This window comes from Streptomyces sp. NPDC046887 (assembly GCF_040644755.1).
GTDB classification, from domain to species: domain Bacteria; phylum Actinomycetota; class Actinomycetes; order Streptomycetales; family Streptomycetaceae; genus Streptomyces; species Streptomyces lichenis.
The window spans coordinates 23,404-46,760 of record NZ_JBEYXH010000040.1; the positions used below are offsets into that span (position 1 = coordinate 23,404).

The 23,357-nt window shown below is 73.1% G+C and carries 20 protein-coding genes; 8 read left to right on the plus strand and 12 right to left on the minus strand.

Annotation, left to right across the window (positions count from 1 at the left end):
- Positions 1-127: 127 nt before the first annotated feature.
- From ahcY to ABZ945_RS27895, 6 genes are all read right to left on the minus strand, one after another.
- Positions 128-1,597 (minus strand): adenosylhomocysteinase, encoded by a 1,470-nt coding sequence (gene ahcY / locus ABZ945_RS27870; protein WP_361274880.1) that lies wholly within the window; start codon positions 1,595-1,597, stop codon positions 128-130.
- A 125-nt stretch (positions 1,598-1,722) separates the two neighbouring features.
- The gene (locus ABZ945_RS27875; RefSeq protein ID WP_361274883.1) at positions 1,723-2,394 is read right to left on the minus strand and encodes an RraA family protein; all 672 of its coding nucleotides are present in this window, start codon (positions 2,392-2,394) and stop codon (positions 1,723-1,725) included.
- Between the two features lie 61 nt (positions 2,395-2,455).
- The gene (locus ABZ945_RS27880) at positions 2,456-3,682 is read right to left on the minus strand and encodes a PLP-dependent aminotransferase family protein (RefSeq protein WP_361274885.1); all 1,227 of its coding nucleotides are present in this window, start codon (positions 3,680-3,682) and stop codon (positions 2,456-2,458) included.
- Positions 3,672-4,421, minus strand: coding sequence for a flavin reductase family protein (locus ABZ945_RS27885; RefSeq protein ID WP_361274888.1), 750 nt, complete (start codon positions 4,419-4,421; stop codon positions 3,672-3,674). The genes ABZ945_RS27880 and ABZ945_RS27885 overlap by 11 nt, the downstream gene beginning before the upstream one ends.
- Before the next feature lie 14 nt (positions 4,422-4,435).
- Complete coding sequence (locus ABZ945_RS27890) at positions 4,436-6,007, minus strand: 4-hydroxyphenylacetate 3-hydroxylase N-terminal domain-containing protein (protein ID WP_361274890.1); 1,572 nt, start codon at positions 6,005-6,007, stop codon at positions 4,436-4,438.
- Between the two features lie 186 nt (positions 6,008-6,193).
- Entirely contained in the window at positions 6,194-7,759 is a 1,566-nt protein-coding gene (locus ABZ945_RS27895; RefSeq protein ID WP_361274893.1) for an FAD/NAD(P)-binding protein, read from the minus strand.
- 712 nt (positions 7,760-8,471) lie between these two features.
- On the opposite strand from ABZ945_RS27895, the gene ABZ945_RS27900 reads away from it, so the two are divergent.
- The 6 genes from ABZ945_RS27900 to ABZ945_RS27925 all read left to right on the plus strand — a co-directional run bounded on the left by ABZ945_RS27900 (position 8,472) and on the right by ABZ945_RS27925 (position 14,771).
- On the plus strand, positions 8,472-9,947 hold the full coding sequence (locus ABZ945_RS27900; RefSeq protein WP_361274895.1) for an aldehyde dehydrogenase: 1,476 nt from the start codon (positions 8,472-8,474) through the stop codon (positions 9,945-9,947).
- 277 nt (positions 9,948-10,224) lie between these two features.
- Complete coding sequence (locus tag ABZ945_RS27905) at positions 10,225-11,025, plus strand: 2-keto-4-pentenoate hydratase (protein WP_361274897.1); 801 nt, start codon at positions 10,225-10,227, stop codon at positions 11,023-11,025.
- Between the two features lie 77 nt (positions 11,026-11,102).
- On the plus strand, positions 11,103-11,903 hold the full coding sequence (locus tag ABZ945_RS27910) for a fumarylacetoacetate hydrolase family protein (RefSeq protein WP_361274899.1): 801 nt from the start codon (positions 11,103-11,105) through the stop codon (positions 11,901-11,903).
- A 2-nt stretch (positions 11,904-11,905) separates the two neighbouring features.
- Positions 11,906-12,196: a tautomerase family protein gene (locus ABZ945_RS27915; protein WP_361274901.1), complete on the plus strand. Its 291-nt coding sequence runs from the start codon at positions 11,906-11,908 to the stop codon at positions 12,194-12,196.
- Between the two features lie 25 nt (positions 12,197-12,221).
- Complete coding sequence (locus tag ABZ945_RS27920) at positions 12,222-13,229, plus strand: VOC family protein (RefSeq protein WP_361274903.1); 1,008 nt, start codon at positions 12,222-12,224, stop codon at positions 13,227-13,229.
- A gap of 276 nt (positions 13,230-13,505) precedes the next feature.
- Positions 13,506-14,771, plus strand: coding sequence for an Nramp family divalent metal transporter (locus ABZ945_RS27925; protein ID WP_361274905.1), 1,266 nt, complete (start codon positions 13,506-13,508; stop codon positions 14,769-14,771).
- Positions 14,772-14,778: 7 nt separating this feature from the next.
- On the opposite strand, the gene ABZ945_RS27930 is transcribed toward ABZ945_RS27925, so the two are convergent.
- Positions 14,779-16,146 carry an FAD-linked oxidase C-terminal domain-containing protein gene (locus tag ABZ945_RS27930; protein WP_361274908.1) on the minus strand — a complete coding sequence of 456 codons (1,368 nt, stop codon included), beginning with the start codon at positions 16,144-16,146 and terminating at the stop codon, positions 14,779-14,781.
- A 98-nt stretch (positions 16,147-16,244) separates the two neighbouring features.
- Between ABZ945_RS27930 and ABZ945_RS27935 the strand changes: the two genes are divergently transcribed.
- The gene (locus tag ABZ945_RS27935; RefSeq protein WP_361274911.1) at positions 16,245-17,771 is read left to right on the plus strand and encodes a hypothetical protein; all 1,527 of its coding nucleotides are present in this window, start codon (positions 16,245-16,247) and stop codon (positions 17,769-17,771) included.
- A gap of 249 nt (positions 17,772-18,020) precedes the next feature.
- Here ABZ945_RS27935 and hppD read toward each other — a convergent pair whose 3' ends face one another.
- Positions 18,021-19,166 (minus strand): 4-hydroxyphenylpyruvate dioxygenase, encoded by a 1,146-nt coding sequence (hppD, locus tag ABZ945_RS27940; protein WP_361274913.1) that lies wholly within the window; start codon positions 19,164-19,166, stop codon positions 18,021-18,023.
- A 121-nt stretch (positions 19,167-19,287) separates the two neighbouring features.
- Between hppD and ABZ945_RS27945 the strand changes: the two genes are divergently transcribed.
- On the plus strand, positions 19,288-19,755 hold the full coding sequence (locus ABZ945_RS27945; RefSeq protein ID WP_361274916.1) for an Lrp/AsnC family transcriptional regulator: 468 nt from the start codon (positions 19,288-19,290) through the stop codon (positions 19,753-19,755).
- A 33-nt stretch (positions 19,756-19,788) separates the two neighbouring features.
- Here ABZ945_RS27945 and ABZ945_RS27950 read toward each other — a convergent pair whose 3' ends face one another.
- The 4 genes from ABZ945_RS27950 to ABZ945_RS27965 form a co-directional block, all read right to left on the minus strand.
- The gene (locus tag ABZ945_RS27950) at positions 19,789-20,298 is read right to left on the minus strand and encodes a hypothetical protein (protein WP_361274918.1); all 510 of its coding nucleotides are present in this window, start codon (positions 20,296-20,298) and stop codon (positions 19,789-19,791) included.
- A gap of 4 nt (positions 20,299-20,302) precedes the next feature.
- On the minus strand, positions 20,303-21,646 hold the full coding sequence (locus ABZ945_RS27955; RefSeq protein ID WP_361274920.1) for an ATP-binding protein: 1,344 nt from the start codon (positions 21,644-21,646) through the stop codon (positions 20,303-20,305).
- A 149-nt stretch (positions 21,647-21,795) separates the two neighbouring features.
- Positions 21,796-22,611 carry a S16 family serine protease gene (locus tag ABZ945_RS27960; protein WP_361274922.1) on the minus strand — a complete coding sequence of 272 codons (816 nt, stop codon included), beginning with the start codon at positions 22,609-22,611 and terminating at the stop codon, positions 21,796-21,798.
- Positions 22,612-22,700: 89 nt separating this feature from the next.
- Entirely contained in the window at positions 22,701-23,342 is a 642-nt protein-coding gene (locus ABZ945_RS27965; protein ID WP_105868698.1) for a helix-turn-helix domain-containing protein, read from the minus strand.
- Positions 23,343-23,357 lie beyond the last annotated feature (15 nt).

Below are 23,357 nucleotides of genomic sequence, written 5' to 3' on the forward strand. Positions count from 1 at the left end.
TCCCCCATCTGTCGTCAGTCGGACGGCCGCGTACGGTCGGACGCGGTCGCCTGCGGTGGTCGGGCCGGGCCCCGGTGGGCGCCCGCCGCCGGGGTGGCGGCGGGCGCCCACCGGGGCGGTGGTCCGGTCAGTAGCGGTAGTGGTCGGGCTTGAAGGGGCCCTCGACCTCGACGCCGATGTAGTCGGCCTGCACCTTGGTGAGGGTGGTGAGGGTGGCGTCCAGCGCCGGCAGGTGCAGCCGCGCCACCTTCTCGTCCAGGTGCTTGGGCAGCGTGTAGACGTCGGTGCCGTAGTTCTGCGCCGGGTCGAACAGCGAGATCTGCGCCAGGGTCTGGTTGGCGAACGAGCAGGACATGACGAAGCTCGGGTGACCGGTGGCGTTGCCCAGGTTGAGCAGCCGGCCCTCGCTGAGCACGATGATCGCGTGCCCGTCGGGGAAGGTCCACTCGTGGACCTGCGGCTTGATCTCGACCCTCTTGACGCCGGGCACCCGGGTCAGTCCGGCCATGTCGATCTCGTTGTCGAAGTGGCCGACGTTGCCGATGATGGCGTTGTGCTTCATCCGGCCCATGTGCTCGGCCATGATGATGTCGCGGTTGCCGGTGGTGGTGATGAAGATGTCGCCGGAGTCGACCACCTGGTCGAGGGTGACGACCTTCAGTCCGTCCATGGCCGCCTGCAGCGCGCAGATCGGGTCGGCCTCGGTGACCACCACCCGGGCGCCCTGGCCGCGCAGGGACGCCACCGCGCCCTTGCCGACGTCGCCGTAGCCGCAGATCACCGCGAGCTTGCCGGCGATCATGACGTCGGTGGCCCGGTTGATGCCGTCGACCAGGGAGTGGCGGATGCCGTAGCGGTTGTCGAACTTGCTCTTGGTCACCGAGTCGTTGACGTTGATGCCGGTGAAGAGCAGCTTGCCGTCCCGGCCGAGCCGGTAGAGGCGGTTGACGCCGTTGGTGGTCTCCTCGGTGACACCGGCGATGAACTTCGCCATCTCGGTGTACTTGGACGGGTTGTCCGCCAGCGAGCGGCGGAGCACGTCCAGCACGATCCGGTGCTCCTCCGGGTCGTCGTCGAGCGGCTGCGGCACGGCGCCGGCCGCCTCGTACTCGGCTCCCAGGTGCACCAGCAGGGTGGCGTCGCCGCCGTCGTCCACGATCGAGTTGGGGCCGGAGCCGTCCGGCCAGGTCAGCATCTCCTCCAGGCACCACCAGTACTCGTCCAGCGTCTCGCCCTTCCAGGCGAGTACGGCGCTGCCCCGGGGGTTGTCCACCGTGCCCTCGGGTCCCACCACCACGGCCGCGGCCGCGTGGTCCTGGGTCGAGAAGATGTTGCAGCTCGCCCAGCGGACGTCGGCGCCGAGCGCCGCGAGGGTCTCGATGAGGACGGCGGTCTGTACGGTCATGTGCAGCGAGCCCGCCACGCGCTTGCCGGCCAGCGGCTGCTGCGCGCCGAACTCCTCGCGCAGGGCCATCAGCCCGGGCATCTCGTGCTCGGCGAGGCGGATCTCCCTGCGGCCGAAATCGGCCAGCGAGAGGTCGGCGACCTTGAAGCCCTTGACCGACCCGGCGCTGTCCGCGGTCAGCTCTGCTGCCATTGCTGCCACTCTCCTTGTCTGAGAATGCTCGTGACGTATCGTCAGTCTGGTCCGACTGCCCACTCTTGCACGACACTTCGGCACGAGCATGCCATTGCAGGCTCCCGACCCGACACGTCGGCCGATTACAGATGCCCGAATCGCGCCAGTAGTTCCGGCAGTGTTGACCCGGCGTTCATCAGCTCCCGGATGGTGCGCTCCTTGTCGAGCAGCCGCCGGGTGGAGTCCACCACGTCCCCGGCGGCGCCGGGCGGCACCACGGCCACGCCGTTCTCGTCCGCGACCACGATGTCGCCCGGTCGCACGGTCACCCCGTCGATCTCCACCGGTACGTTGACCCGGACGGCGCCCTCCAGGCCGGCGGCCGGGCAGCGGCGGGGCATGGCGGTGCGGTACCAGACGGGGAAGCCCAGATCGCGCATCTCGTCCACGTCGCGTACCGCCCCGTCCACCACGGCGCCGGCGATCCCGGCCAGCTGGGACAGGGTCGCCATCAGCCCGCCCCACATCGCCATGCCGGTGATGCCGTGGCAGGCCAGCACCACGACGTCGCCGGGCTCGGCGGTGCCGAGCACCGGCAGGATGTCGACGAGGTTGTCCTCGGACAGGTCGACGGTCAGGGCGGGGCCGATGACCCGGTGGGTGGCGGTCACGGTGCGCAGACCGCCGATGGCGCCGATACGGTCGCCGGCGTCCGCGGCCAGGCAGCTCGGGCTGTACTCGGGGAGCAGCAGCTCACGCAGGGCGTCCACGTCCGACCGGGGCGGCCGGACCAGTTCGTTGTACACGGAGGGCATACGGGTTGTCCTTCGGCTGGCGTACGGGGTGATGTACGGGGGTGTGGCGTACGGGGCGGGGTCAGCGGGTCGCGGCCGGGGCGATGGCCTCGGCGATGACGCCGGCCAGATTGCGTACGCCCTCGGTGATCCGCTCCTCCGGGACCCGGCTGAACGCGAGCCGCAGGCAGTTGCCGCCGTGCTCACCGGCGTAGAAGGCGCGGCCGGGCACATAGCTGACCTTGGCGGCCAGCGCCCGCTGCTGGAGGGCCATGGTGTCCACCTGACCGGGCAGGGTGAGCCAGCTGAAGAAGCCGCCGTGCGGGTGGGTGCGGTCGACCCCGGCGGGCAGATGGGCGTCGAGGGCGGCGGTCATCAGATCCCGCCGCCGCCGGTAGAAGTCCCGGGAGGCGGCGATCCCGCGGTCGAAGCCGCCGGAGCGGCCGTACTCCTCCAGCAGCAGCTGCCCGAGGGCGCCGGTGCACTGGTCGGTGTTCTGCTTGGCCCGGGCGAGCTGGGCGACCAGGCGCGCCGGGGCGGCGACCCAGCCCAGCCGGATGCCGGGGGTGAAGGTCTTGGCGAAGGTGCCGACCTGGGCCACCACGTCGGGGGCCAGCGCCCACAGGCTGGGGTGGCGTTCGCCGTCGAAGCCGAGCTCCCGGTAGGCGACGTCCTCCACGATGAGGATGCCGTAGCGGCGGGCCAGCTCCACCAGGGCGTGCCGGCGCTCGGGTGACAGGCTCAGACCGCTCGGGTTCTGGTAGTCCGGGATGACGTAGAGCAGCTTGGGCGGCGGCTCGGAGCCCCGGCGCAGCAGCTCCGCCAGGGCGTCGGTGTCCAGGCCGTCCTGGTCCACCGGCACCGTCTCCACCCGGGCCAGCTGGCGCTGGAAGCCGACCAGGGCGCCGAAGAAGGTGGGCCCCTCGACCACCACCCGGTCGCCCGGGTCGAGCAGGCTGCGGGTGACGAGGCCGAGTCCCTCCATACCGCCGCTGGTGATCAGCAGCTCGTCCTCGGTGGGCGCCCGTCCCTCGGCGCGGCCCAGCCAGTCGGTGAACCAGTCGCGCAGCCCGGGAAGTCCCCGGGTGGGGCCGTACTGCAGGGCGGCCGGCTGGGCCAGGACCCGGGCCTGGCTCTCGGCGAGCGCGCGGGCCGGGAAGGTGTCGGGGTGCGGGAAGCCGCCGGACAGCGCGATGGCGTCGGTGGCGCCGGACTGGTCGAGGATGGCCGTGATCTGGTCGCCGGTGTCGCTCGCCACATGGCGGGCGAACAGCCGGTCCCAGGGCGCGGCGCCGGGCTCAGCGGACATGGGCGGGCCTCTCTGCTCGTTCCGTGCTGGGGGCGCGGTCGGGTACGGATCCGCGGCCCGGGGTGGTGGGTGGGGCGGCGGATGGGCTGGTGGGTGGGGCGGTCGGCGGGGCGGCGGATGGGGCGGCGAGTGGGGCGGTCGGCGGGGTGGGCAGGGCGCTCAGGTCGCGGCGGAAGTGGACCAGGGGTGCCCCCCGGCCGAGCCACAGGCCCTCGACCTCGCCGACGAACAGGGTGTGGTCGCCCGCCCGGTGGGCCTGGTGCACCCGGCAGGCCAGGTGCACCAGCGCGCCGGGGATGAGCGGGAGACCGTCGCGCCAGTCGAAGCCGACCGGCTCCGCGGACTGCGGGCCGCCGGCGAAGTGCCGGGCGACGGACTGCTGTTCGGCGCCCAGGATGGAGACTCCGTAGCGGCCCGAGGCGTCGATACGGCGGTGGGTGCGCGCCCCGTTGGAGATGGAGACCAGGACCAGCGGGGGCTCCAGCGACACCGAGGTGAAGGCGTTGGCGGTCATGCCGTGCGCCTGGACGCCGGCCGGGCCCTCGGTGGTGGTGGTCACCACCGTGACCCCGCTGGCGAAGTGGCCCAGGGCGCCGCGCAGCCGCTCCGGGGTGGCGGCCAGCAGGGCGGTGTCCTCGGCCGCGCCGGGGGCCGGGGCCGCCTCGGTGACCGGGCCCGCCTCGGTGACCGGGGCCGTGTCGGCGACCGGGGCCGTGTCGGCGGGGGCTGGGCCCGGCACGCCCCGCACCCCGTTCAACGGCCCTGGACGAAGCTGAGCTCGCCCGGATCGAACATGTCGCCGCGCCGCCAGCCGTCCAGGTCGTACTCGTCCAGGCACTCGTCCACGAAGTCGGTCAGCGCGGCCGCCTGACCGGACTGCTGGTAGGCGTGCAGGGTCTGGAAGCGGACCGCCTCGTGGTCGCCACCGTAGTTGCGCTCGTACAGCTCGTGGCGGCCGCCGAACTCGGTGCCCACCGCGTCCCACAGCAGCTTCAGCAGCTTGACCCGGTCGATCGCCGGGATGCCGCCGGAGCCGCGGAGATACTGGTCGAGGTAGGGGCGGATCTCGGGGTTCTTCCAGTCGGCGGCGTGCGAGTTGAGGTAGATCAGGCCGCTGCCCAGGGTCTGCTGGAGGATCTCCCGGATGCGCGGGTAGCCGACGCCCATGAAGGTCCGGTACGCCATGCCGTAGCGCACGTTGGGCTGGACCGCGCCGCCGGTCCACGGCACCGGGTCCTTGGCCATCGCCTCGGACAGCCCCCAGAACAGGTCGCGCCAGTTCAGGATCTCCCCGATCTGGGCCTGCACCCCGCGGAAGCCGGCGGTGCCGGTCATCTCGACCGCCTTCATGGCGCAGCCGGCGATGAAGTCCAGCTTCACCGCGAGCCGGGCGCAGCCGTGGAAGGTGAAGCGGTCGACGAAGCCCGAGCCGTTGGCGAAGGAGTTGGCCGCCTCCGCGTCGTACATGAAGACGTTCTCCCAGGGGATGAGCACCCGGTCCATCACCATGACGGCGTCGTTCTCGTCCAGCCGGCTGGACAGCGGGTAGTCGAACGGGCTGCCCATGACCTGGGCGGTCAGCTCGTAGGAGGTGCGGCACAGCAGCTTCAGGCCCGGGGTGTCCATCGGGACGCTGAAGACCACGCCGAACCGCTTGTCCTTCAGCGGCAGTCCGTAGTGGGCGACGAAGTTGGCGTTGGTGAGCGCGGAGCCGGTGGCGACCACCTTGGCACCGGAGACGACCAGCCCGGCGTCGGTCTCCTCCTCGACGTGCACGCACACGTCGGCGGTCGCGTCGGCCGGCTTGTCCCGGTCGATCGGCGGGTGCACGATCGCGTGGTTGAAGTACAGCACCCGCTCCTGGGCGCGCTTGTACCAGGCCAGCGCGTTGTCCCGGAAGGGCCCGTAGAAGTCGGCGTTGGCGCCCAGGGTGCCGAGGAAGGACGCCTTGTAGTCCGGGGTGCGGCCCATCCAGCCGTAGACCAGCCGCTGCCACCGCACGATGGCGTCCCGGCTGGTGATCAGGTCCTCGGCGGAGTGCGGCGTCTTGAAGAACGGATGGGTGAAGCCGCCGTTGCCGGTGTCGGTCGGCACCCGCAGCACGCCCTCGGCCTCCGGGGCGTGCAGGGCGTCGTAGAGGCGGGCGAGGGAGCGCGCGCTGTTGCGGAAGGCGGGGTGGGTGGTGACGTCCCGGACGCGCTCGCCGTGGATGTAGATCTCCCGGCCGTCCCGCAGCGAGTCCAGGTACTCCTCGCCGGTCATCGGGCGGACGTCGTTGGGTCGGTGGGCGTCGAGGCTCGCTGGCGCGGTCGGCGCGGTGGTCATGTCTCCTCCGGGCGGTGGGTCCGGGCAGTGGGTCCGGGTGGCCGGATCCAGGGCAGTGGGTCCGGATACGGCCGGATCCGGGCAGTGGGTCCGGTGGCGGTCCGGGCGGTGGGTGGGTCGGTGGGGTGGATGGGTGGGTGGGTGAGGCGGTACGCCGCCGGGTGGCGGTTCTGGGGACGGTCGGGGTCAGACGTTGAGCAGGGCGTTCTCGGCGGTGGGCAGCGGGGGGCCGCCACCGGCGCGGATCGCCTGGACGATGTCGTAGGCGCGGTCAACGATGGAGGGCAGCCCGAAGGTGAAGAACAGGCTGCCCGCGGCCAGGTCGCCGAGCGCGTAGAGGCCGGGATGGGTGGTGCCGCCGGTCTGGAGCCGGCTGGTGGCCCGCTCGGTGCGGAGGCCGCCGCGCGGATGGGGCTCCGCCAGCCCGCCCGCGACCAGCGAGGCGACCAGCGCCTGGGCGCGGGCCGGCAGCCCGCCGGGGGCCGGGCTCACCGCGTTGACCATCCGGTCGGCGCGCAGCGGCGCCGCCCCGTCGCCGGTCCGCAGGGCGAACCCGCCGCCGGGCGCCGGCTCGATGGCCCGCACATCGGAGACGATCCGCAGCTGACCGCTGTCGATCATGCCGAGCAGCGCGGTCGCGGTGGTCGCCGGCATGGGGCAGCACAGGCTCATCATCGAGCGGTAGTGGTCGCGCAGCAGCAGTTGCCGATCGGCCTCCGGCAGCAGGGGCCAGACGTCCGGCCCGGTCGCCGGGACCGACTGCTGGAGGATGCGCAGCCCGCGGTCGGGGTCGTCGACCTCGGACAGATGGCGGCGCAGCCGGTGGACCGGGTCCTCCGCGCCGGGCGCCGCGGTGATCTCCCGGGCGACCGCGGTGAAGTCCTCGCCCGCCTCCGCGAACTCGGCCCGCATCAGGTCGATCACCTGCCGCAGCGTCACCGTCCCGCCGCGCTGGGCCGCCTCGCGGAACCGCTCGGCGGTGAAGTGCCGCAGGGTGTGCGGCCGTGCCGTCTGGCGCACTCGCGGCAGCACTCCGCTGCGGGAGGCCAGCAGGACCCGGCCGCGGTGTCCGCGGGCCAGCAGCGACAGGGCGACGTCCACCCCGGTCAGTCCGGCGCCGACGACCCCCACGTCGGCGTCCGCGCCGAACTCCCGGAGCGTGCCGGACAGCGGGTAGGGGTCGGCCAGATAGCCGTCCAGCCCCGACAGCCGGTACGGGTCGCCCGGCCGGCCCCGGCCCACGCACAGCACGGTGTGGTCGACGGTGAGGTGCCTGCCGTCGCCGTACAGCAGGCTCACCCGCCCGTCCAGGGCGGGCAGGGCGCCGGTGACCTGGGCGGTGACGATCTCCACCCGCCAGCCCGCCGCACGCAGCCGGCTCACGGCGTCGTGGGCGGACACCTCCAGATACGCGCCGTAGGTGGCGCGCGGGACGAAGCGCAGCCCGTTGATCGGGTCGACGAAGTCCGGTTCGGCCATGCCGAGAACGGTGTCCCGGGCGGCCAGCCAGCGCGGGAAGTGGGCCTGGTCGCCGAAGCGCACGGACATCCCCTCGGGCGGGATGTTCACCCGCACGGTGTCCAGGTCCGGCTGGTAGGGCCGGCCGCGCCACAGGTGGGGCGAGGGTTCGAAGACGGTGACCTCGCCGGGCTCCAGTCTGGCCTCGGCGAGCGCGTCGAGCAGACAGACGGCCGCCGCCCCTCCCCCGATCACGCCTATGGCGACATTCCGGCTCAGCTGTCTTGAGCCCATGGTTGACACGTCCCCCTCTGACCTGTGGTGAACCGCCGGCGGAATGACCGGCGCCCCGTTGAGCCGCCCGACCGCCGAAAAGAAATACCGGGATCCATGACCCCCGCGGCCCTCACGGACCGCCGGAAAGCATGGAGCAAACAGAACGCAGGAAATGCGTGGAGTGCAGGAAATACATGGAGCGCATAGAACGCGTGGAGCGCATGGATCGCGTGGAGCACAAGGGAATGCGCGGAACGCGGAACGAACGCGGTACGCGGTACGCGGAACGCGGGGAAGCCGCGCCGAGAACCGGGATCCCCCGGACACGCGGCGGGCGGGAGCGGGGATCCGGCCGGCTCGCCGCATCACCCCTCAGCCGGTTTCCCACCCCGCCGAGCCCCGCCGTTCCCCTTCCCGTTCCCGCTTCCTGCTTCCTGCTTCCTGCTTCCTGCTTCCTGCTTCCTGCCGTGCCTGTCTCGTCCGTGCTGCGAAAACGACGCTAGCCAGCCGCCTCGCCATGGGTCAACAGATTCCGCCACCCGATACAAACGCCAAAAGTCGGTCAACGACACCGGCTCCCCTTGACGCTGCCGAAAAGCGGACCGGAGGATGAGGCACGCCGGTCGAATTTCCGGATCCTGTTGTTCCGCGGACGATTCGCGACGCCGGGCCCGCCGTTACGGGAATGACCACGACCACCGCAGAGATGCTGCTTCCAGGGGGTAATCGCATGTCCATCGGCGCCGCGGCCAGCGAAAAGCGGACGGTGCACCATCTGATCGGCGGGCGCTCCGTCGCCTCCGTGGACGGACGCGTCTTCGAGACCCGCGACCCGCACGACGACGCGCTGCTGGGCACCGTCGCCCGGGGCGGCGCCCGGGACGCCGAGCGGGCGCTCGCGGCGGCCCGTACGGCCTTCGACGAGGGCCCCTGGCCCAGGATGACGCCCACCGAACGGCGGGCGGTGCTGCACGCGGTGGCCGACGCGGTGGACGCGCACCGGGAGGAACTGGCCCTGCTGGAGTCCCATGACAGCGGGAAGCTGCTCCGCCAGGCGCTGCACGGCGAGATGCCGCGGGTCGCCCAGAACCTCCGGTTCTTCGCCGACTACGCGGCGCTGGCCACCGAGGACGCCTACCCCAACGGGCCGGTGCTCGGCTACTCGCTGCACGCCCCGGCCGGGGTGGTCTCCGCGATCAGCCCCTGGAACGCGCCGCTGATGCTGGCCACCTGGAAGGTGGCGCCCGCGCTGGCCTTTGGCAACACCGTGGTGCTCAAGCCGGCGCCGCAGACCCCGCTGACCGCGGCCCGCTTCGGGGAGCTGGCCCTGGAGGCGGGGCTGCCGGAGGGGGTCCTCAACGTCGTCCACGGCTTCGGCGGCGACGAGGTCGCCGGACCGCTGACCGGGGACCCGCGGGTGGACCGGATCACCTTCACCGGGTCGAGCGCCACCGGGGCGGCCGTGATGGCGGCCGCGGCGGCCCAACTGACGCCGGTCTCCGCCGAGATGGGCGGCAAGTCGGCCAATATCGTCTTCGCCGACGCGGATCTCGACGTGGCCGTCCCGGAGTCCCTGAAGGCCATCTTCGGCGGCAGCGGCCAGGTGTGCTTCGCCGGGTCCCGGTTGCTGGTGCAGCGCTCGATCCTGCCGGAGTTCCTGGAGCGGTTCACCGCCGAGGCCCGAAAGCTGGTCGTCGGCGATCCGCGCCGGGAGGACACCGCCATGGGCCCGCTCATCGAGCGCCGGCATCTGGAGAAGGTGCACGGCTATGTCGAGTTGGCGCAGCGGGAGGGCGGCACGGTGGTGACCGGCGGCTCCCCGCTGACCGACGGCGAGCTGGGCCGGGGCCACTACTACCGGCCGACCGTGATCACCGGGCTCGGCAACGACTCGCGGACCGCGCAGGAGGAGATCTTCGGCCCGGTGGAGACGGTCATCCCGTTCGACACCGAGGAGGAGGCGCTGCGGCTGGCGAACACCACCCGGTACGGCCTGGCGGGCATCCTGTTCACCCGGGACCTGGACCGCGCCCACCGGATGGCGGCCCGCTGGAAGGCCGGCACCGTGTGGGTCAACTGCTTCTTCGAACGCGATCTGCGCATGCCCTTCGGGGGCGAGGGGATGAGCGGGGTCGGCCGGGAGGGCGGCCGGTTCTCCCGCGAGTTCTTCACCGAGCCCCGCGCCGTGGTGCTGCGCATCCGCTGACCGCCCGTACGACCAGCCGGCGGCGCGGGGGGCCCTGGCGGGCCCGGCCTTCCGCGTAACTCCAGGAGGTCCTGGCCACTGTCCGTACGGGACCTGAGCCCGCACCGCCCCGGCCACCCGGCCCCGGCCCGTACGCCACCTGAGCCCGCATCACCCCCCGACACCGGCACCGGCGCCCCGCTGCCGATTCACCGTGCCCGCCGCGGGGTCCCGTCCCACCGCCCGTACCCACCTCCACGTCGTCCCGGCGTGGCAGACCGAGAGGCCCGAAGCCGCCATGACCCCAGCCCCTGACGCCGACGCGCCGCGCGAGACGGCCGCGCGGCTGCACCACGCCCGCCGCACCGGCAAACCGATCCCCTCACCCAGCCGCGACGGCGCGGTGGCCACGCTCGCGGACGCCTACCGGGTCCAGGACGAGGTGCTGCGGCTGGGCACCGCCGAGGGGGCCCGCGTCCGCGGTGTCAAGGTGGGCCTGACCTCCGTACCCGCGCGGCGGGCCCTGGAGGGGGCCGCGGAACCGGTGCTCGGCCGGTTGACCGAGGAGATGTTCCACCCCGGTCACCTCCCCCTGCCCTCCGGCGAGTCGATCCGGCCGCGCGTCGAGCCGGCGGTGCTTCTGGTGCTCGGCGCACCGCTGTCCGGGCCCGGGGTGACCTCGGTGGACGCGCTACGGGCGGTGGAGTTCGTGCTGCCGGCCCTGGAAGTCACCGACTCCCGGATCGAGGACGGTCCCGCCACCGCCCTCGACCTGGCCGCCGACAACGCCGGCTGCCACCGTGTGGCCCTCGGCACCGCCCCGGTCCGGCCGGACGGCGTCGATCTGCGGCTGGCCGGCTATGTGCTGTACCGCGACGGGGAGGTCGCCGCGACCGGCGCCACCGGTATGGCGCTCGGCTCCCCGCTGGAGGCCCTGGTCTGGGCGGCGAACGCGCGGACCGGCGAGCAGCCGCCCCTCACCGCGGGCAGCAGCGTGCTGGTGTCCGGCTTCGGTACCGCCGTCGACCTGCTCCCGGGCTCCACCGTGACGGTCTCGCTGGCCGGACTGGGCGCCGCGACCGTCACCCGCTCCCGCTGACGCGGACCCGGCCCACCCCCCGTACTCCATCGAACTCCACCCCTGCCGAGACATCCCCCCCTAGGAGGCGGCCTCCCATGGCCGAGACATTGGAAGTCCTGCCCGGTGACACCCGGCGTGCCGCCGCGGTGCTGCTGGAGGCGGAACGCTCCGTCACCGCCCGCGGGCCGATCACCGCGCAGTGGCCCACCCTCGATCTGCCGGGCGCGTACACCGTGCAGTACGAGGCGCTTCAGCAGCGGCTGGCCCGCGGCGAGCGGCTCATCGGCGTCAAGCTGGGCCTCACCTCGCGCGCCAAGCAGATCCGCATGGGCATCGACTCGCCGTCGCTGGCCTGGCTGACGGACGCCATGGTGCTGCCCGCCGGGGAGCCGCTGCCGCGCGAGCGGCTGATCCACCCTCGGGCCGAGCCGGAGATCGTCTTCGTGATGGGCGAGCGACTGGCCGGTCCCGGCGTCACGGCGGCGACCGCGCTGGCCGCCGTGGAGCGGGTGCACGCGGGGGTCGAGATCATCGACAGCCGCTTCCAGGACTTCTCCTTCACCCTCGCCGACGCGGTCGCCGACAACAGCTCCTCGGCGCTGTTCGTCCTGGGGCCGGTCGGCCGCTCCCCGGAGGCGCTGGACCTGGCCCATGAGGCGGTGCTGCTGGAGGTGGACGGCGAGCCGGTCGACTCGGCCACCGGCGCCGCCGTCCAGGGCCACCCGGCCGAGGCACTGGCCCTGGCGGCGAACGCCCTCGGAGCGCGCGGACTCGCCCTGGAGCCCGGTCAGATCGTGCTGACCGGCGGGATGACCGACGCGGTGCCGGTACGGCCGGGCGCCGCCGTCCGCGCGTCCTTCTCCACCCTCGGCGCCCTCTCCATCGCGGGAGGCTGACCATGCCCTTCATCGACGTGACGCTCGGCACCGGCCGCTCACCCGAGCAGGTCCGGGCCCTCATCCATGAACTCACCCTGGCGGCGCACCGCGCCGTGGGCGCCCCGGTCGACAACATCCGGGTCGTCATCCGCGAGGTCGAGCCGGTGCACTGGGCGGCCGGCGACGTGACCACGGCGGAACGCGCGGCCGCCCGACGCGGGGCGGACGCCGCCCCCGCCCCCTCCGGCCCCCAAGCGAGCGCGCGGAGCGCGGCCGGCCCGGCCGCGTCCACCGGCGCGGAAAGGCAGTGACATGAGCAGGGACATGAGCAGGGACATGAGCAGGGACACGAGCAGGGACATGAGCGAGGAGCACTACCGGCACGAGATCGCGCATCTGGCGCGGGTCGAACTGCACACCCCCGACCCCGACGGCACCCTGTGGTTCTTCAAGGACCTGCTCGGCATGTACGAGACCCGGCGGGAGGGCCAGTCGGTCTATCTCCGCGGCTACGAGGACCCGTACCAGTGGAGCCTGAAGATCACCGAGGGTCCGGTGGCCCGGATGGACCACGCGGCGCTGCGCACCACCTCCCCGGAGGCCCTGGAGCGGCGGGTGCGTTCGCTCCAGGACGGCAACGGCGAGGGCGCCTGGTCGGAGGACGAGTACGGCTACGGCAAGACGTACGACTTCACCACCCCGGACGGCCACCGGCTCAGCCTGCTGTGGGAGGCGGAGAAGTACCGGGCCCCGGACGAGCTGCGGAGCAAGATCCTCAGCCGTCCGTCGAAGAAGCCGCTGCAGGGCCTGCCCATCAAGCGCATCGACCACCTCAACCTGCTGGCCAGCGATGTCACCCCGGTGCGGAACTCCTTCGAGCGGCATCTGCGGCTGCGGACCAACGAACGGGTGGTGGACGGCGATGTCGAGGCCGGGGTGTGGATGAGCAGCAGCCAGCTCAGCCATGACGTGGCCGTGATGCGCGACGCCCGAGGCGCCCGCGGCCGGCTGCACCATGTCGCCTTCTACTACGGGGTGCAGCAGCACACGGTGGACGCGGCGGAGATGTTCCGGGACTACGACATCACCATCGAGGCGGGCCCGGACCGCCATGGGATCACCCAGAGTTCGTTCCTGTACGTCTTCGAGCCCGGCGGCAACCGGATCGAGCTCTTCGGCGACCCGGGCATGCTGATCATGGAGCCGGACTTCGAGACCCGTACCTGGACGATGGACCAGATCGACACCGGGACGGCCATCGGCGGGACCAATCTGCCGCAGGAGACCTACTTCAGCTACGGCACCCCGCCCGTGGACCCGGAGCCCGAGGAGGACGCGGGCTGACGCCCCGACACCGGTGGGCGGCGGCCGCCCCGGCCCGGGCGGGGCGGCGGCCGACCGCCCCGCCCACCGGGGTCCCGTCCCGCCCACCGGGGCCCGTCCCGCCCACCGGGGCCCGTCCCGCCCACCGGGGCCCCGCCCCGCCCACCGGGGCCGCCCGCCAGGCGCGAGGCCCCCGCGGGCCCCGTCCCGCCCACCGACGCGGGTCCGTCCCCGCCACCGGTTTCCCTCCCCCTCCCCCGCTCCCTCCCCCTCCCCAGGACCCGAAGGGAACCCCGCATGAGCACATCCGCCCCGCCGAAGCCGGCCGTCGAGGTCGCCCCGGCCCGGATCGAGGTGCGCCGGGTGCGCCGTGCCTTCTACGGGCCGGCGTTCGTCGCCGCGGTCGCCTATGTCGACCCGGGCAACTTCGCCACCAACTTCCAGGCGGGAGCCCACTTCGGCTATCTGCTCGTCTGGGTGCTGGTGCTGGCCAACGTGGTCGCCATGTTCATCCAGTACCTGTCCGCGAAGACCGGTCTGGCGACCGGGCAGGACCTGCCCACGCTGTGCGGACGCCGGCTGCCGCGGCCGGTGGCCGCCGTGCTGTGGGTCCAGGCCGAGCTGGTGGTCATGGCGACCGACCTGGCGGAGTTCGTCGGCGCCGCGATCGCGCTGAACCTGCTGTTCGGGGTGCCGCTGTTCCCGGCCGGGCTGGCCACCGCCGTCATCAGCTTCGCCCTGCTCGCGTTGCAGAGCCGCGGCTACCGGCCCTTCGAGCTGGCCACCACCTTCCTCCTGGCGGTCATCGGATTCGGCTTCCTCTACCAGTTGGTGGCGGTCGGCGGGCCGGACGGCGCCCAGGCGGCCGACGGGTTGATCCCGCGGCTCGCCGGGACCGAGTCGCTCACGCTGGCCGTCGGCATCATCGGCGCCACCGTGATGCCGCACGTCATCTACCTGCACTCGGCCGTCACCGCCCGGCGCGCCCGGCCGGTCGGGGAGCGCGCGACCCGGGCCGCGCTGAGCGCGCTGCGCACCGACTGCGTCGGGGGCCTGGGGCTGGCCGGGATGATCAACCTGGCGATGCTCTGTGTGGCCGCGGTCCTCTTCCACAACGCGGGGCAGGGATTCGACGGCACGCTGGCGGCCGCGCACGACAGTCTGGGCCGGCTGGTGGGCGGCATGGCGGCGCTGGCCTTCGCGGTGGCGCTGCTCGCCTCCGGCCTTTCCTCCTCGGGCGTGGGGACCTACGCCGGCCAGGTGGTCATGGACGGCTTCATCCGCCGCCGGCTGCCGCTGCTGCTGCGCCGGGGGCTGACCATGCTGCCCGCGCTGGTGGTGCTGGGGCTCGGTATCTCCCCGGACGACGCGCTGATCGCCTCCCAGGTGGTGCTCTCCTTCGGCATCCCCTTCGCGCTCGCCCCGCTGGTCTACTTCACCAGCCGCCGGACCTTGATGGGCAAGCTGGTCAACCGCCGGGTCACCACCTGGACGGGGATCGTGATCTGCACGGCGCTCTCCGCGCTGAACATGTATCTGCTGGTCCAGCTCCTCTTCACCTGACCACCGCTCAGAAGAGCTTGCCGGGGTTGAGGATGCCGAGGGGGTCGAAGGCGGTACGGATGGAGCGCTGGAGCTCCACGCCGACCGGGCCCAGCTCGCGGGCCAGCCACTCCTTCTTCAGCACCCCGACACCGTGTTCGCCGGTGATGGTGCCGCCCAGTTCCAGGCCGAGGGCCATGATCGCGTCGAAGGACTCGCGGGCCCGGCGGGACTCGTCGGGGTCCTGGTGGTCGAAGCAGACGACCGGGTGGGTGTTGCCGTCGCCCGCGTGGACGCAGACGCCGATGGTCAGCTCGTACTTGGCGGCGATGGCGGCGGTGCCGTCCAGCATGGCGGCGAGTCGGGAGCGGGGTACGCAGACGTCGTCGATCATCGTCGCGGACTTGACCGCCTCCAGGGCGGTGAGGGACATCCGGCGGGCCTGGAGGAGGAGTTCGGACTCGGCGGCGTCCTCGGCGGGGACGACCTGGGTGGCGCCGGCGGCGGTGCACAGCTCGCCGACGGCGGCGAGGTCCGCGGTCGGGTCGGGGGTGTCGAAGGCGGCCAGGAGGAGCGCCTCGGTGGACTCGGGCAGGCCCATGTTGCCGAGCCGGTTGACCGCGTGGAGGGTGGTGCGGTCCATCAGCTCCAGCAGGGACGGGGTGTGGCCGCGCTCCATGATGGCGCAGACCGCGTCGCAGGCGGCCGCGGCGGAGGGGAACTCGGCGGCCAGGACCAGCTGTTGGGGCGGCTTGGGGCGCAGGGCGAGGATCGCGCGGACGACGATGCCCAGGGTGCCCTCGGAGCCGACGAACAGCCGGGTGAGGTCGTAGCCGGCGACGCCCTTGGCGGTGCGGCGGCCGGTGGTGAGCAGCCGGCCGTCGGCCAGGACGACGTCCAGGCCGAGCACGTACTCCGCGGTGACCCCGTACTTCACGCAGCACAGCCCACCGGACGCGGTGCCGATGTTGCCGCCGATGGTGCACATCTCCCAGCTGGAGGGGTCCGGCGGGTAGTACAGGCCCTGTTCGGCGACGGCCCGGGACAGCACGGCGTTGATCACTCCGGGCTCGACCACGGCGACCCGGTCCACCGGGTTGATCTCCAGGATGCGGTCCATCCGGGTGAGGGAGAGCACCACACACCCCTCGGAGGCGTTGGCGCCGCCGGACAGCCCGGTGCGGGCGCCCTGGGGGACGACCGGGACGCGCAGGGCGGTCGCGGTCCGCATGATGTGCTGGACCTCCTCCACCGTGCGCGGCAGGGCGACCACGGCCGGGGTGCCCGCCTCGCAGAAGCTCGCCGCGTCATGGGCGTAGGAGACGGTGACGTCCGGGTCGGTGATCAGGGCATCGGCCGGGAGACCGGCGCGCAGCCGGTTCAGGAGCTCGTCCACGCCTCCAGCCTGGCACTCCGGGGCCATCGGTGTGAACCCGTGGGCGGGGCCGGTCGGGCGGCCCGGAGCACACGGAGGGCGGCCCGCACAGTGGCGGGATGAAGCCGGAACGGGTGTGTCGGGTCGTGCTGGGCTCCGGGGCGGGCGCGGTGGCGCTGGTCGCCGCGCTGATCTTCGTACCGTGGCCGGGGCCGGGAGGCCTCCTCGCCACCCTGGAGGGGACGGACCGTCCTCCGGCGTCCGGGGTCGCCGGCGCGACGGCGGTGGTACGGGCGGAGGCGCTGCTACGGGCCGGGGCGCGGGTGCCCGGGTCGCAACTGGCCGCGCTGGTCGCCGACCGGGAGCGCTGGCTGCGGGCCCATCCGAAGGACGAGGCGGTCTGGGCGGAGCTGGGCACCGCGTATCTGGAGACCGGTGACTCCGCCGCCTACGCCAAGGCGGAGGCGGCGCTGGGACGTTCGCTGGCGCTGCGGCCGGCGGGGCGGGGGAACGCGGCCGGGCAGACGGGGCTGGGCGCGCTGGCGGCGGCGCGCGGGGACTGGGCGGCGGCCCGGCGCTGGGGCGAGGCGGCGGCGAAGGCGGCGCCGGAGGGCTGGCGGGCGCAGGCGGTGCTGGCGGACGCCTACACCGGGCTCGGCGACAGCGCCTCGGCCGCCAAGGCGGTGGAGCGGCTGCGGGAGCTGGCCCCGCACGCGGCGGCCGGGCTGGGGCGGGCCGCGGAGGCGTACTGGCAGCGGGCCTGGCGGGAGGACGCCTCGGCGGCGGCGTTCGACGCGGTGGCGCTGACCGCCTCCCCGCTGGAGCGGTCGGCCGCGCTGACCCGGGTGGGTGAGCTGGCCTTCGAGCGCGGCGAACCGGCGGACGCGCTGGGGGCGTACGAGGAGGCGCTGCGGACCGCCCCGAAGGCGGAGGCGCCCGGGCGGGCCGCCGCACTGGCGGGGCGGGCCCGGGCGTTGGCCGCGCTCGGCCGGGGCGAGGAGGCCCTGCGCGGCTACGCGGCGGCGCTCCAGGCCCGCCCGCTGCCCGGATACGCCCTGGCGGCGGCCGAGGCGGCGGAGGCGCTGGGTGATCAGGAGGCGGCCCGGGAGTACGGGGGGCTGCTGCGGGCGAAGGTGGCGGAGCGGGCCGCCCACGGGGTGGACGGGGCGCTGGTCCTGGCCCGCTGGCAGGCCGACCACGGGGAGGCGGAGGAGGCGGTGGAGGCGCTGATGGAACGCTGGTGGGTGCGGCGCCACCGCTCGCCGCAGGTCGCCGACGCGCTGGGCTGGGCGCTGCTGCGGGCGGACCGGGCGCGGGACGCCCTGCCGTACGCCCGGCGGGCCCATGAGCAGGGCCCGCGCAACGCGCTGCCGGTGTACCACCGGGGCATGATCGAGCAGGCGCTCGGCCTGTCGGGCGCGGCCCGCCGCCATCTGGCCGAGGCGCTGCGGATCAACCCCTCCTTCTCGCCGCTGGGCGCCCCGGCGGCCCGGCATGCCCTGGAGGAGCTGGGCGAACCGGCCGAGGGCGGCCCGAGGGACGTGTACGGCTCGGGGGTGGCGCAGAGCCCGAGCGTGCCGAAGCGTGCGGCGAAAAGCCCCCTAGCCGCGAAGACGGCGGGGGGCGGGAAGGCGGCTGGCGAGTAGGGGCCGGGTCGGGGGTGCCGGGGCGGAGTTGCACGGGAGGCGCGGCCTGCTCGTACGGCGGCCCCGCCCCCGTACCGTCGCTGCCGCCGCTGGCGCCGTGTTCCGGCCCTCTCCCGCCGGCACGGCGGAGGGGTGGCCGCGCCCCCCGTACGGCCGCGGCCACCCCGCCGGTTCCCCGCCTCGTACAGCCGTCCGGCGGGTGCGCACGTCATTGGGCGCACCCGCCGGACGGTGGATCCCCTGGGGGGCTCAGAGGTTGCCGCGCTTCTCCTGCTCGCGCTCGATGGCCTCGAACAGGGCCTTGAAGTTGCCCTTGCCGAAGCCCATGGAGCCGTGGCGCTCGATCATCTCGAAGAAGACGGTCGGACGGTCCTGGACCGGCTTGGTGAAGATCTGCAGCAGATAGCCGTCCTCGTCGCGGTCGACCAGGATCTTCAGCTCGCGCAGGGTCTCCACCGGGACGCGGGTCTCGCCGGCCCACTCGCCGAGGGTGTCGTAGTACGAGTCGGGGGTGTCCAGGAACTTCACACCCGCCGCCCGCATGCTGCGCACCGTGGCGACGATGTCGTTGGTGGCCAGCGCGATGTGCTGGACGCCGGCCTCGCCGTAGAACTCCAGGTACTCGTCGATCTGCGACTTCTTCTTCGCGATCGCCGGCTCGTTGATCGGGAACTTCACCTTGAGGGTGCCGTCCGCGACGACCTTGGACATGAGCGCGGAGTACTCGGTGGCGATGTCGTCGCCCACGAACTCCTTCATGTTGGTGAAGCCCATGACCTTGTTGTAGAAGCCGACCCACTCGTTCATCCGGCCGAGCTCGACGTTGCCCACGCAGTGGTCGATGGCCTGGAAGGTGCGCTTGGCCGGCGGCTCCACGATCGGGTCGGCCGCGACGAAGCCCGGCAGGTAGGGGCCGTCGTAGCCGGTGCGCTCGACCAGGGTGTGCCGGGTCTTGCCGTAGGTGGCGATGGCGGCGAGGACGACGGTGCCGTGCTCGTCCTCGACCTCGTGCGGCTCGGTGATCCCGGTGGCGCCCTGCTCGACGGCGTAGGCGTACGCCTTGCGGGCGTCGGGGACCTCGATGGCGAGGTCCACCACCCCGTCGCCGTGCGCGGCGACATGCTCGGCGAGGAAGCGGCCCCGGTCGGTGGAGGCCTTGATGACGGAGGTGAAGACGAACCGGGCCGCGCCGTTGGTCAGCACGTAGCTGGCGGTCTCGCGGCTGCCGTTCTCCGGGCCGGAGTAGGCGACGAGCTTCATACCGAAGGCCGTCGAGTAGTAGTGGGCGGCCTGCTTGGCGTTGCCGACGGCGAAGACGACCGCGTCCATCCCCTTCACCGGGAACGGGTCGGCCTGCCGTGCGGTGGAGGGCGTGGAGGAAAGGGTCTCTGTCATGTCGGCAGGTTCTCGCCGTTCCACAAGGTGCGCAATAGTTCGCGCATTCACTGGTCAATGTGTACAGCCGCAGGGCACCATGGGCGCACTTTCCGTACACGATGACCACCGGGAGACGGACATGGCGATCGATCATCTGGACGGCCGGCTCATCGTGCTGCTGGCCCGTGAACCGCGCATCGGCGTCCTGGAGGCCTCCCGGCGCCTGGGCGTGGCGCGCGGCACGGTGCAGGCGCGACTGGACCGGCTCCAGTCGCAGGGGGTGATACGCGGATTCGGCCCGGACGTGGACCCGGCGGCGCTCGGCTATCCGGTGACCGCCTTCGCCACGCTGGAGATCAAGCAGGGCCAGGGCGCGGACATCCGGGAGCACTTGGCCGGCGTCCCGGAGGTGCTGGAGCTGCACACCACCACCGGCACCGGCGACATGCTCTGCCGACTGGTCGCCCGCTCCAACGCGGACCTCCAGCGGGTGATCGACAAGGTGGTGGGCTTCGCCGGGATCGTCCGGGCGTCCACGGCGATCGTGATGGAGAACGCGGTGCCGCTGCGGATCATCCCGCTGGTGGAGCAGGCGTCGAGCGAGTAAGCGGTGGCTGGGTGGCGGCCCGGCGGCGTGTGCTCAGGACGAAAGCTCGGCCCAGGTTCCCATGGTCGCCTCCAGCGTCCAGATGCGTACGCGGGCCTGGGCCCGGGACGCGTACAGGTCCCGTTCCGCGACGATGCTCAGGTCGCCGGCGCCGAGCTGCTGCCGCACGGCGTGCTCGGCCATGTCCATGTTCGTCACACCGCCGTCGCAGAGGCGGGTGAGGAAGGCGCCGTCCCAGGTGCGCTCGTGCAGCACCCAGGGTGCCTCGCGGAGGGCGGTCTTGCGCAGCATGCTCATGAACTCCGCGGCGCGGGAGCGCCGGCTCGCCCCGTCCTTGATCTGGAACACATGGTTGCCGGTCTCGATCACCGTCGCGGTCGGCAGCACGAAGCGCACCTTGGCCTTCAGCCGCGCGTCCATCTCCTTCAGGACCTCTGCGCGGTGGCCGTTCATATGGGGCACATCCAGGATCTCGACAAGCACCGAGGTGTCCAGGAAGTCGACGACCGGGAGCCGGAGCCCGGACGGACGCTGTCTGCTCACCGGCTCACAGGCTCCTCAGGAAGTCTTCGACACTGGTGGTGCTGGTGTCCCGCTGCCGGACGGCGTCCGGCAGCCGCCCCTTGGTCACCGCGTCTCCCAGATCACCGGCCGCGAGCAGGTCCACGTATCCGGGAAGGTCCGTCAGACGGGTCAGGACGCTCTCTCCCGACTCCTCGTCCCGGCTGCACACCACGACACCCGAATGGTCCTGGGCTTCCAGGGAGTTGAGCAGGGCGGGACTGTGGGTGGTGAACAGCACGTCGATGCTGCGCCGCTCCGACTCCTCCTTCATCAGGCGCAGCACCCGCGCGGCCTGGGTGGGGTAGAGGCCGTTCTCGATCTCCTCGATCACCAGGTGCCGCTGGGCCTCCATCGGTCCCTGCTGCCCGCTGTCGGAGACGGGTGCACTCAGCAGGGCGGTGCCGAAGGCCAGGAAGCGCAGCATTCCGTCGCTGAGCAGCCGGGCCGGGACATCGTGTTCCGTGCCGTGGTAGCCCGCCTCGCGCAGCACCAGCTGCACATCGCCCAGCTTCGTGTCGACGCTGCTGATGCCCCGTACGGGGTACTCGGGCATCCCGGCCACCAGGTCCATGAGCCGGTCGAACGCGGCGGGGTCGTCCTGGCCCAGGGCGTCCACCGCCGCGCTCAGGTTGTCGGCGCTGCGCCTGAGTTCGGCGTCGCGGGCGTTGACGTACTGCCGCATCAGATGCGGGACGGGGTCCAGCAGAAAGACCTCCCGCAGCACCGCGAGGACGTCCTGCGCGGAGCGGTGCACCAGTTTGGTCGCCTCGGTGGTGGCAGGCAGCCGTACGGGTACCTGGCTCGTCAGCAGGCGGTCGGCCGCGAAGGGGACCCCCGGATCGAGACCGCTCCGTCCGTTGAAGTAGCGCACCTTGAGGTCGCTGCGGCGCGGGTCCGCGGCGTCGCTGCTGAGCAGGGAACGACCGGCCGCCAGCCGCCGACGACCGTAGGGCACGCCTTCCACGGCCGTCAGCTCCTCACGCAGAATGCGCACCTCCGGGCGCACCGCGATCTCCACGTCGAGGTCGAAGACCGCCTGGCCCGATCGCACCCGGCAGCCCAGCGCGAAGCTGTCACGCCCGAGCGGGGCGCAGCCTTCGACCCCACCCCGGATCGGCTCCTCGCCGCCGCTGCGCGGCCCGTCCAGCACGTCCCGGACCGGCTCGCCCATGGCCAACCGGGACAGCACCATGAGCCCGTCCAGAGCGTTGGACTTGCCGCTGCCGTTGCGTCCGATGAGTACGGTGAGATCGTGGAGCGGCAGACACTGGCCGGTGAAGCTCTTGAACGAAGTCAGGCGCACCTCCTCCAGGCGGGGAGTCTCCACCGGACACCTCTCTCTCGCTCACTGCGGTCACTGTGATCCGCTACTGCCGCGTCCTCAGCTAAGCAGGCGCTCTCGCAGGACGTCCAACGGTGACCGACCGCGGCTCGGAGCGGCCGACGGGGCGGATGCCGACGGGGCGGCGAAGGCCGTCAGCAGCTCGGAACCGCCTTGCCGTGGGCCAGGTCCGTCAGCGAGTTCACCGCGTGCGCGACCGAGTCGACCGGGATGAGCCGCATCCCGGCGGGCAGTTCGGCCTCGGCCTCGCCGCACTCGGCCTGGGGGACGAGGAAGACGGTGGCGCCGTCGCGGTGGGCGGCCTGGGTCTTGAGCGAGACCCCGCCGACCGGGCCGACCTCGCCGTTGTCGTCGACCGTCCCGGTGCCGGCGATGGTGCGGCCGCCGGTGAGGTCGCCGCCCGAGCCGTCGCCGCGGATCTTGTCCACGATGCCGAGGGCGAAGAACAGCCCGGCGCTCGGGCCGCCGACGTCGGCGAGCCGGAGGTCGACTTTGATTTGCCCAAGGTCCTTCGGCGGCTGGGCGGAGTCCTTCAGATAGCCGAGGGCGGCGGTGACGGCGCTGTTCTGGGACTGGGCCATCTGACCGAGGTTGCGCTTCTCGATCTCCTTCACCGTCTGCCCGGGCGGGTAGACCGAGGCCTTCGGCAGCACGGCCCGGTCGGTGCGGAACCAGCCGTCCACCACGTCCCCGAGGTCCACGTCCGCGTCGGGCCCGGTGGCCAGGATGGTGGTCATCAGCAGCTTGCCGTCGGTGCGGCGCACCGGGGTGCCGGAGACGGTGATCACCGGCTCACCCTGGTGCTCCCCGAGCACATCGCTGGTCGAACCGGGCTGCGCCACCGTGTAGGGCAGCGGCGCCGTCCCGGCGACGGCGAGCAGCGCCGCGACGGGCAGGGCGCACAGGGCGAGCGCGCGGGAGCGGGGCAGGCGGGAGAACCAGGCAGACACGGAGCCAATCTATCGGCCGCGGGGGCGGGGACGGCGCCCGGCACCGTACGCCGGAAGCCGGTCCGGCCCGGTCCGGCCCGGTCCGGAGGTCAGCGCAGGGCGTCGGCGACCTCGCGGGCGGCGTCCATGACCCGGGGGCCGACGCGTTCGGGTACGGCGTCGGCGAGCATCACCACGCCGACGCTGCCCTCGACCCCGGTGACCCCGAGCAGCGGGGCGGCGGCGCCGCTCGCGCCGGCCTCCAGTTCGCCGTGGGTGAGGGTGTATCCGGGGTCGTCGGGGAGGGCCTGGCGGGCGGCGAGGATGGCCCGCCCGGCGGCCCCGCGGTCCAGCGGGTGGCGGAAGCCGGCCCGGTAGGCCACGTGGTAGTCGGTCCAGGTCGGCTCGACCACGGCGACGGCGAGGGCGTCGGCCCCGTCGACCAGGGTGAGGTGCGCGGTGGCCCCTATGTCCTCGGCGAGCGCGCGCAGCGCGGGCAGCGCGGCCTCCCGGACCAGCGGGTGCACCTGGCGGCCCAGCCGCAGCACCCCGAGGCCGACCCTGGCCCGGCCGCCGAGGTCGCGGCGGACCAGGGCGTGCTGCTCCAGGGTGGCGAGCAGCCGGTAGACGACGGTCCGGTTGACCCCGAGCCGGTTGGACAGCTCGGTGACGGTCAGCCCGTGGTCGGTGTCGGCGAGCAGCTTGAGGACACGCAGTCCCCGGTCGAGCGTCTGGGAGGTCTCCGCGGTCACGACGCCCTCTCTTCG

Bases quoted from the DNA above. Each gene is read 5' to 3' on its own strand.
- ahcY (WP_361274880.1), bottom strand. From the start codon at position 1,597: ATGGCAGCAGAGCTGACCGCGGACAGCGCCGGGTCGGTCAAGGGCTTC.
- ABZ945_RS27875 (WP_361274883.1), bottom strand. From the start codon at position 2,394: ATGCCCTCCGTGTACAACGAACTGGTCCGGCCGCCCCGGTCGGACGTG.
- ABZ945_RS27880 (WP_361274885.1), bottom strand. From the start codon at position 3,682: ATGTCCGCTGAGCCCGGCGCCGCGCCCTGGGACCGGCTGTTCGCCCGC.
- ABZ945_RS27890 (WP_361274890.1), bottom strand. From the start codon at position 6,007: ATGACCACCGCGCCGACCGCGCCAGCGAGCCTCGACGCCCACCGACCC.
- ABZ945_RS27895 (WP_361274893.1), bottom strand. From the start codon at position 7,759: ATGGGCTCAAGACAGCTGAGCCGGAATGTCGCCATAGGCGTGATCGGG.
- ABZ945_RS27900 (WP_361274895.1), top strand. From the start codon at position 8,472: ATGTCCATCGGCGCCGCGGCCAGCGAAAAGCGGACGGTGCACCATCTG.
- ABZ945_RS27905 (WP_361274897.1), top strand. From the start codon at position 10,225: ATGACCCCAGCCCCTGACGCCGACGCGCCGCGCGAGACGGCCGCGCGG.
- ABZ945_RS27910 (WP_361274899.1), top strand. From the start codon at position 11,103: ATGGCCGAGACATTGGAAGTCCTGCCCGGTGACACCCGGCGTGCCGCC.
- ABZ945_RS27915 (WP_361274901.1), top strand. From the start codon at position 11,906: ATGCCCTTCATCGACGTGACGCTCGGCACCGGCCGCTCACCCGAGCAG.
- ABZ945_RS27920 (WP_361274903.1), top strand. From the start codon at position 12,222: ATGAGCAGGGACACGAGCAGGGACATGAGCGAGGAGCACTACCGGCAC.
- ABZ945_RS27925 (WP_361274905.1), top strand. From the start codon at position 13,506: ATGAGCACATCCGCCCCGCCGAAGCCGGCCGTCGAGGTCGCCCCGGCC.
- ABZ945_RS27935 (WP_361274911.1), top strand. From the start codon at position 16,245: ATGAAGCCGGAACGGGTGTGTCGGGTCGTGCTGGGCTCCGGGGCGGGC.
- hppD (WP_361274913.1), bottom strand. From the start codon at position 19,166: ATGACAGAGACCCTTTCCTCCACGCCCTCCACCGCACGGCAGGCCGAC.
- ABZ945_RS27945 (WP_361274916.1), top strand. From the start codon at position 19,288: ATGGCGATCGATCATCTGGACGGCCGGCTCATCGTGCTGCTGGCCCGT.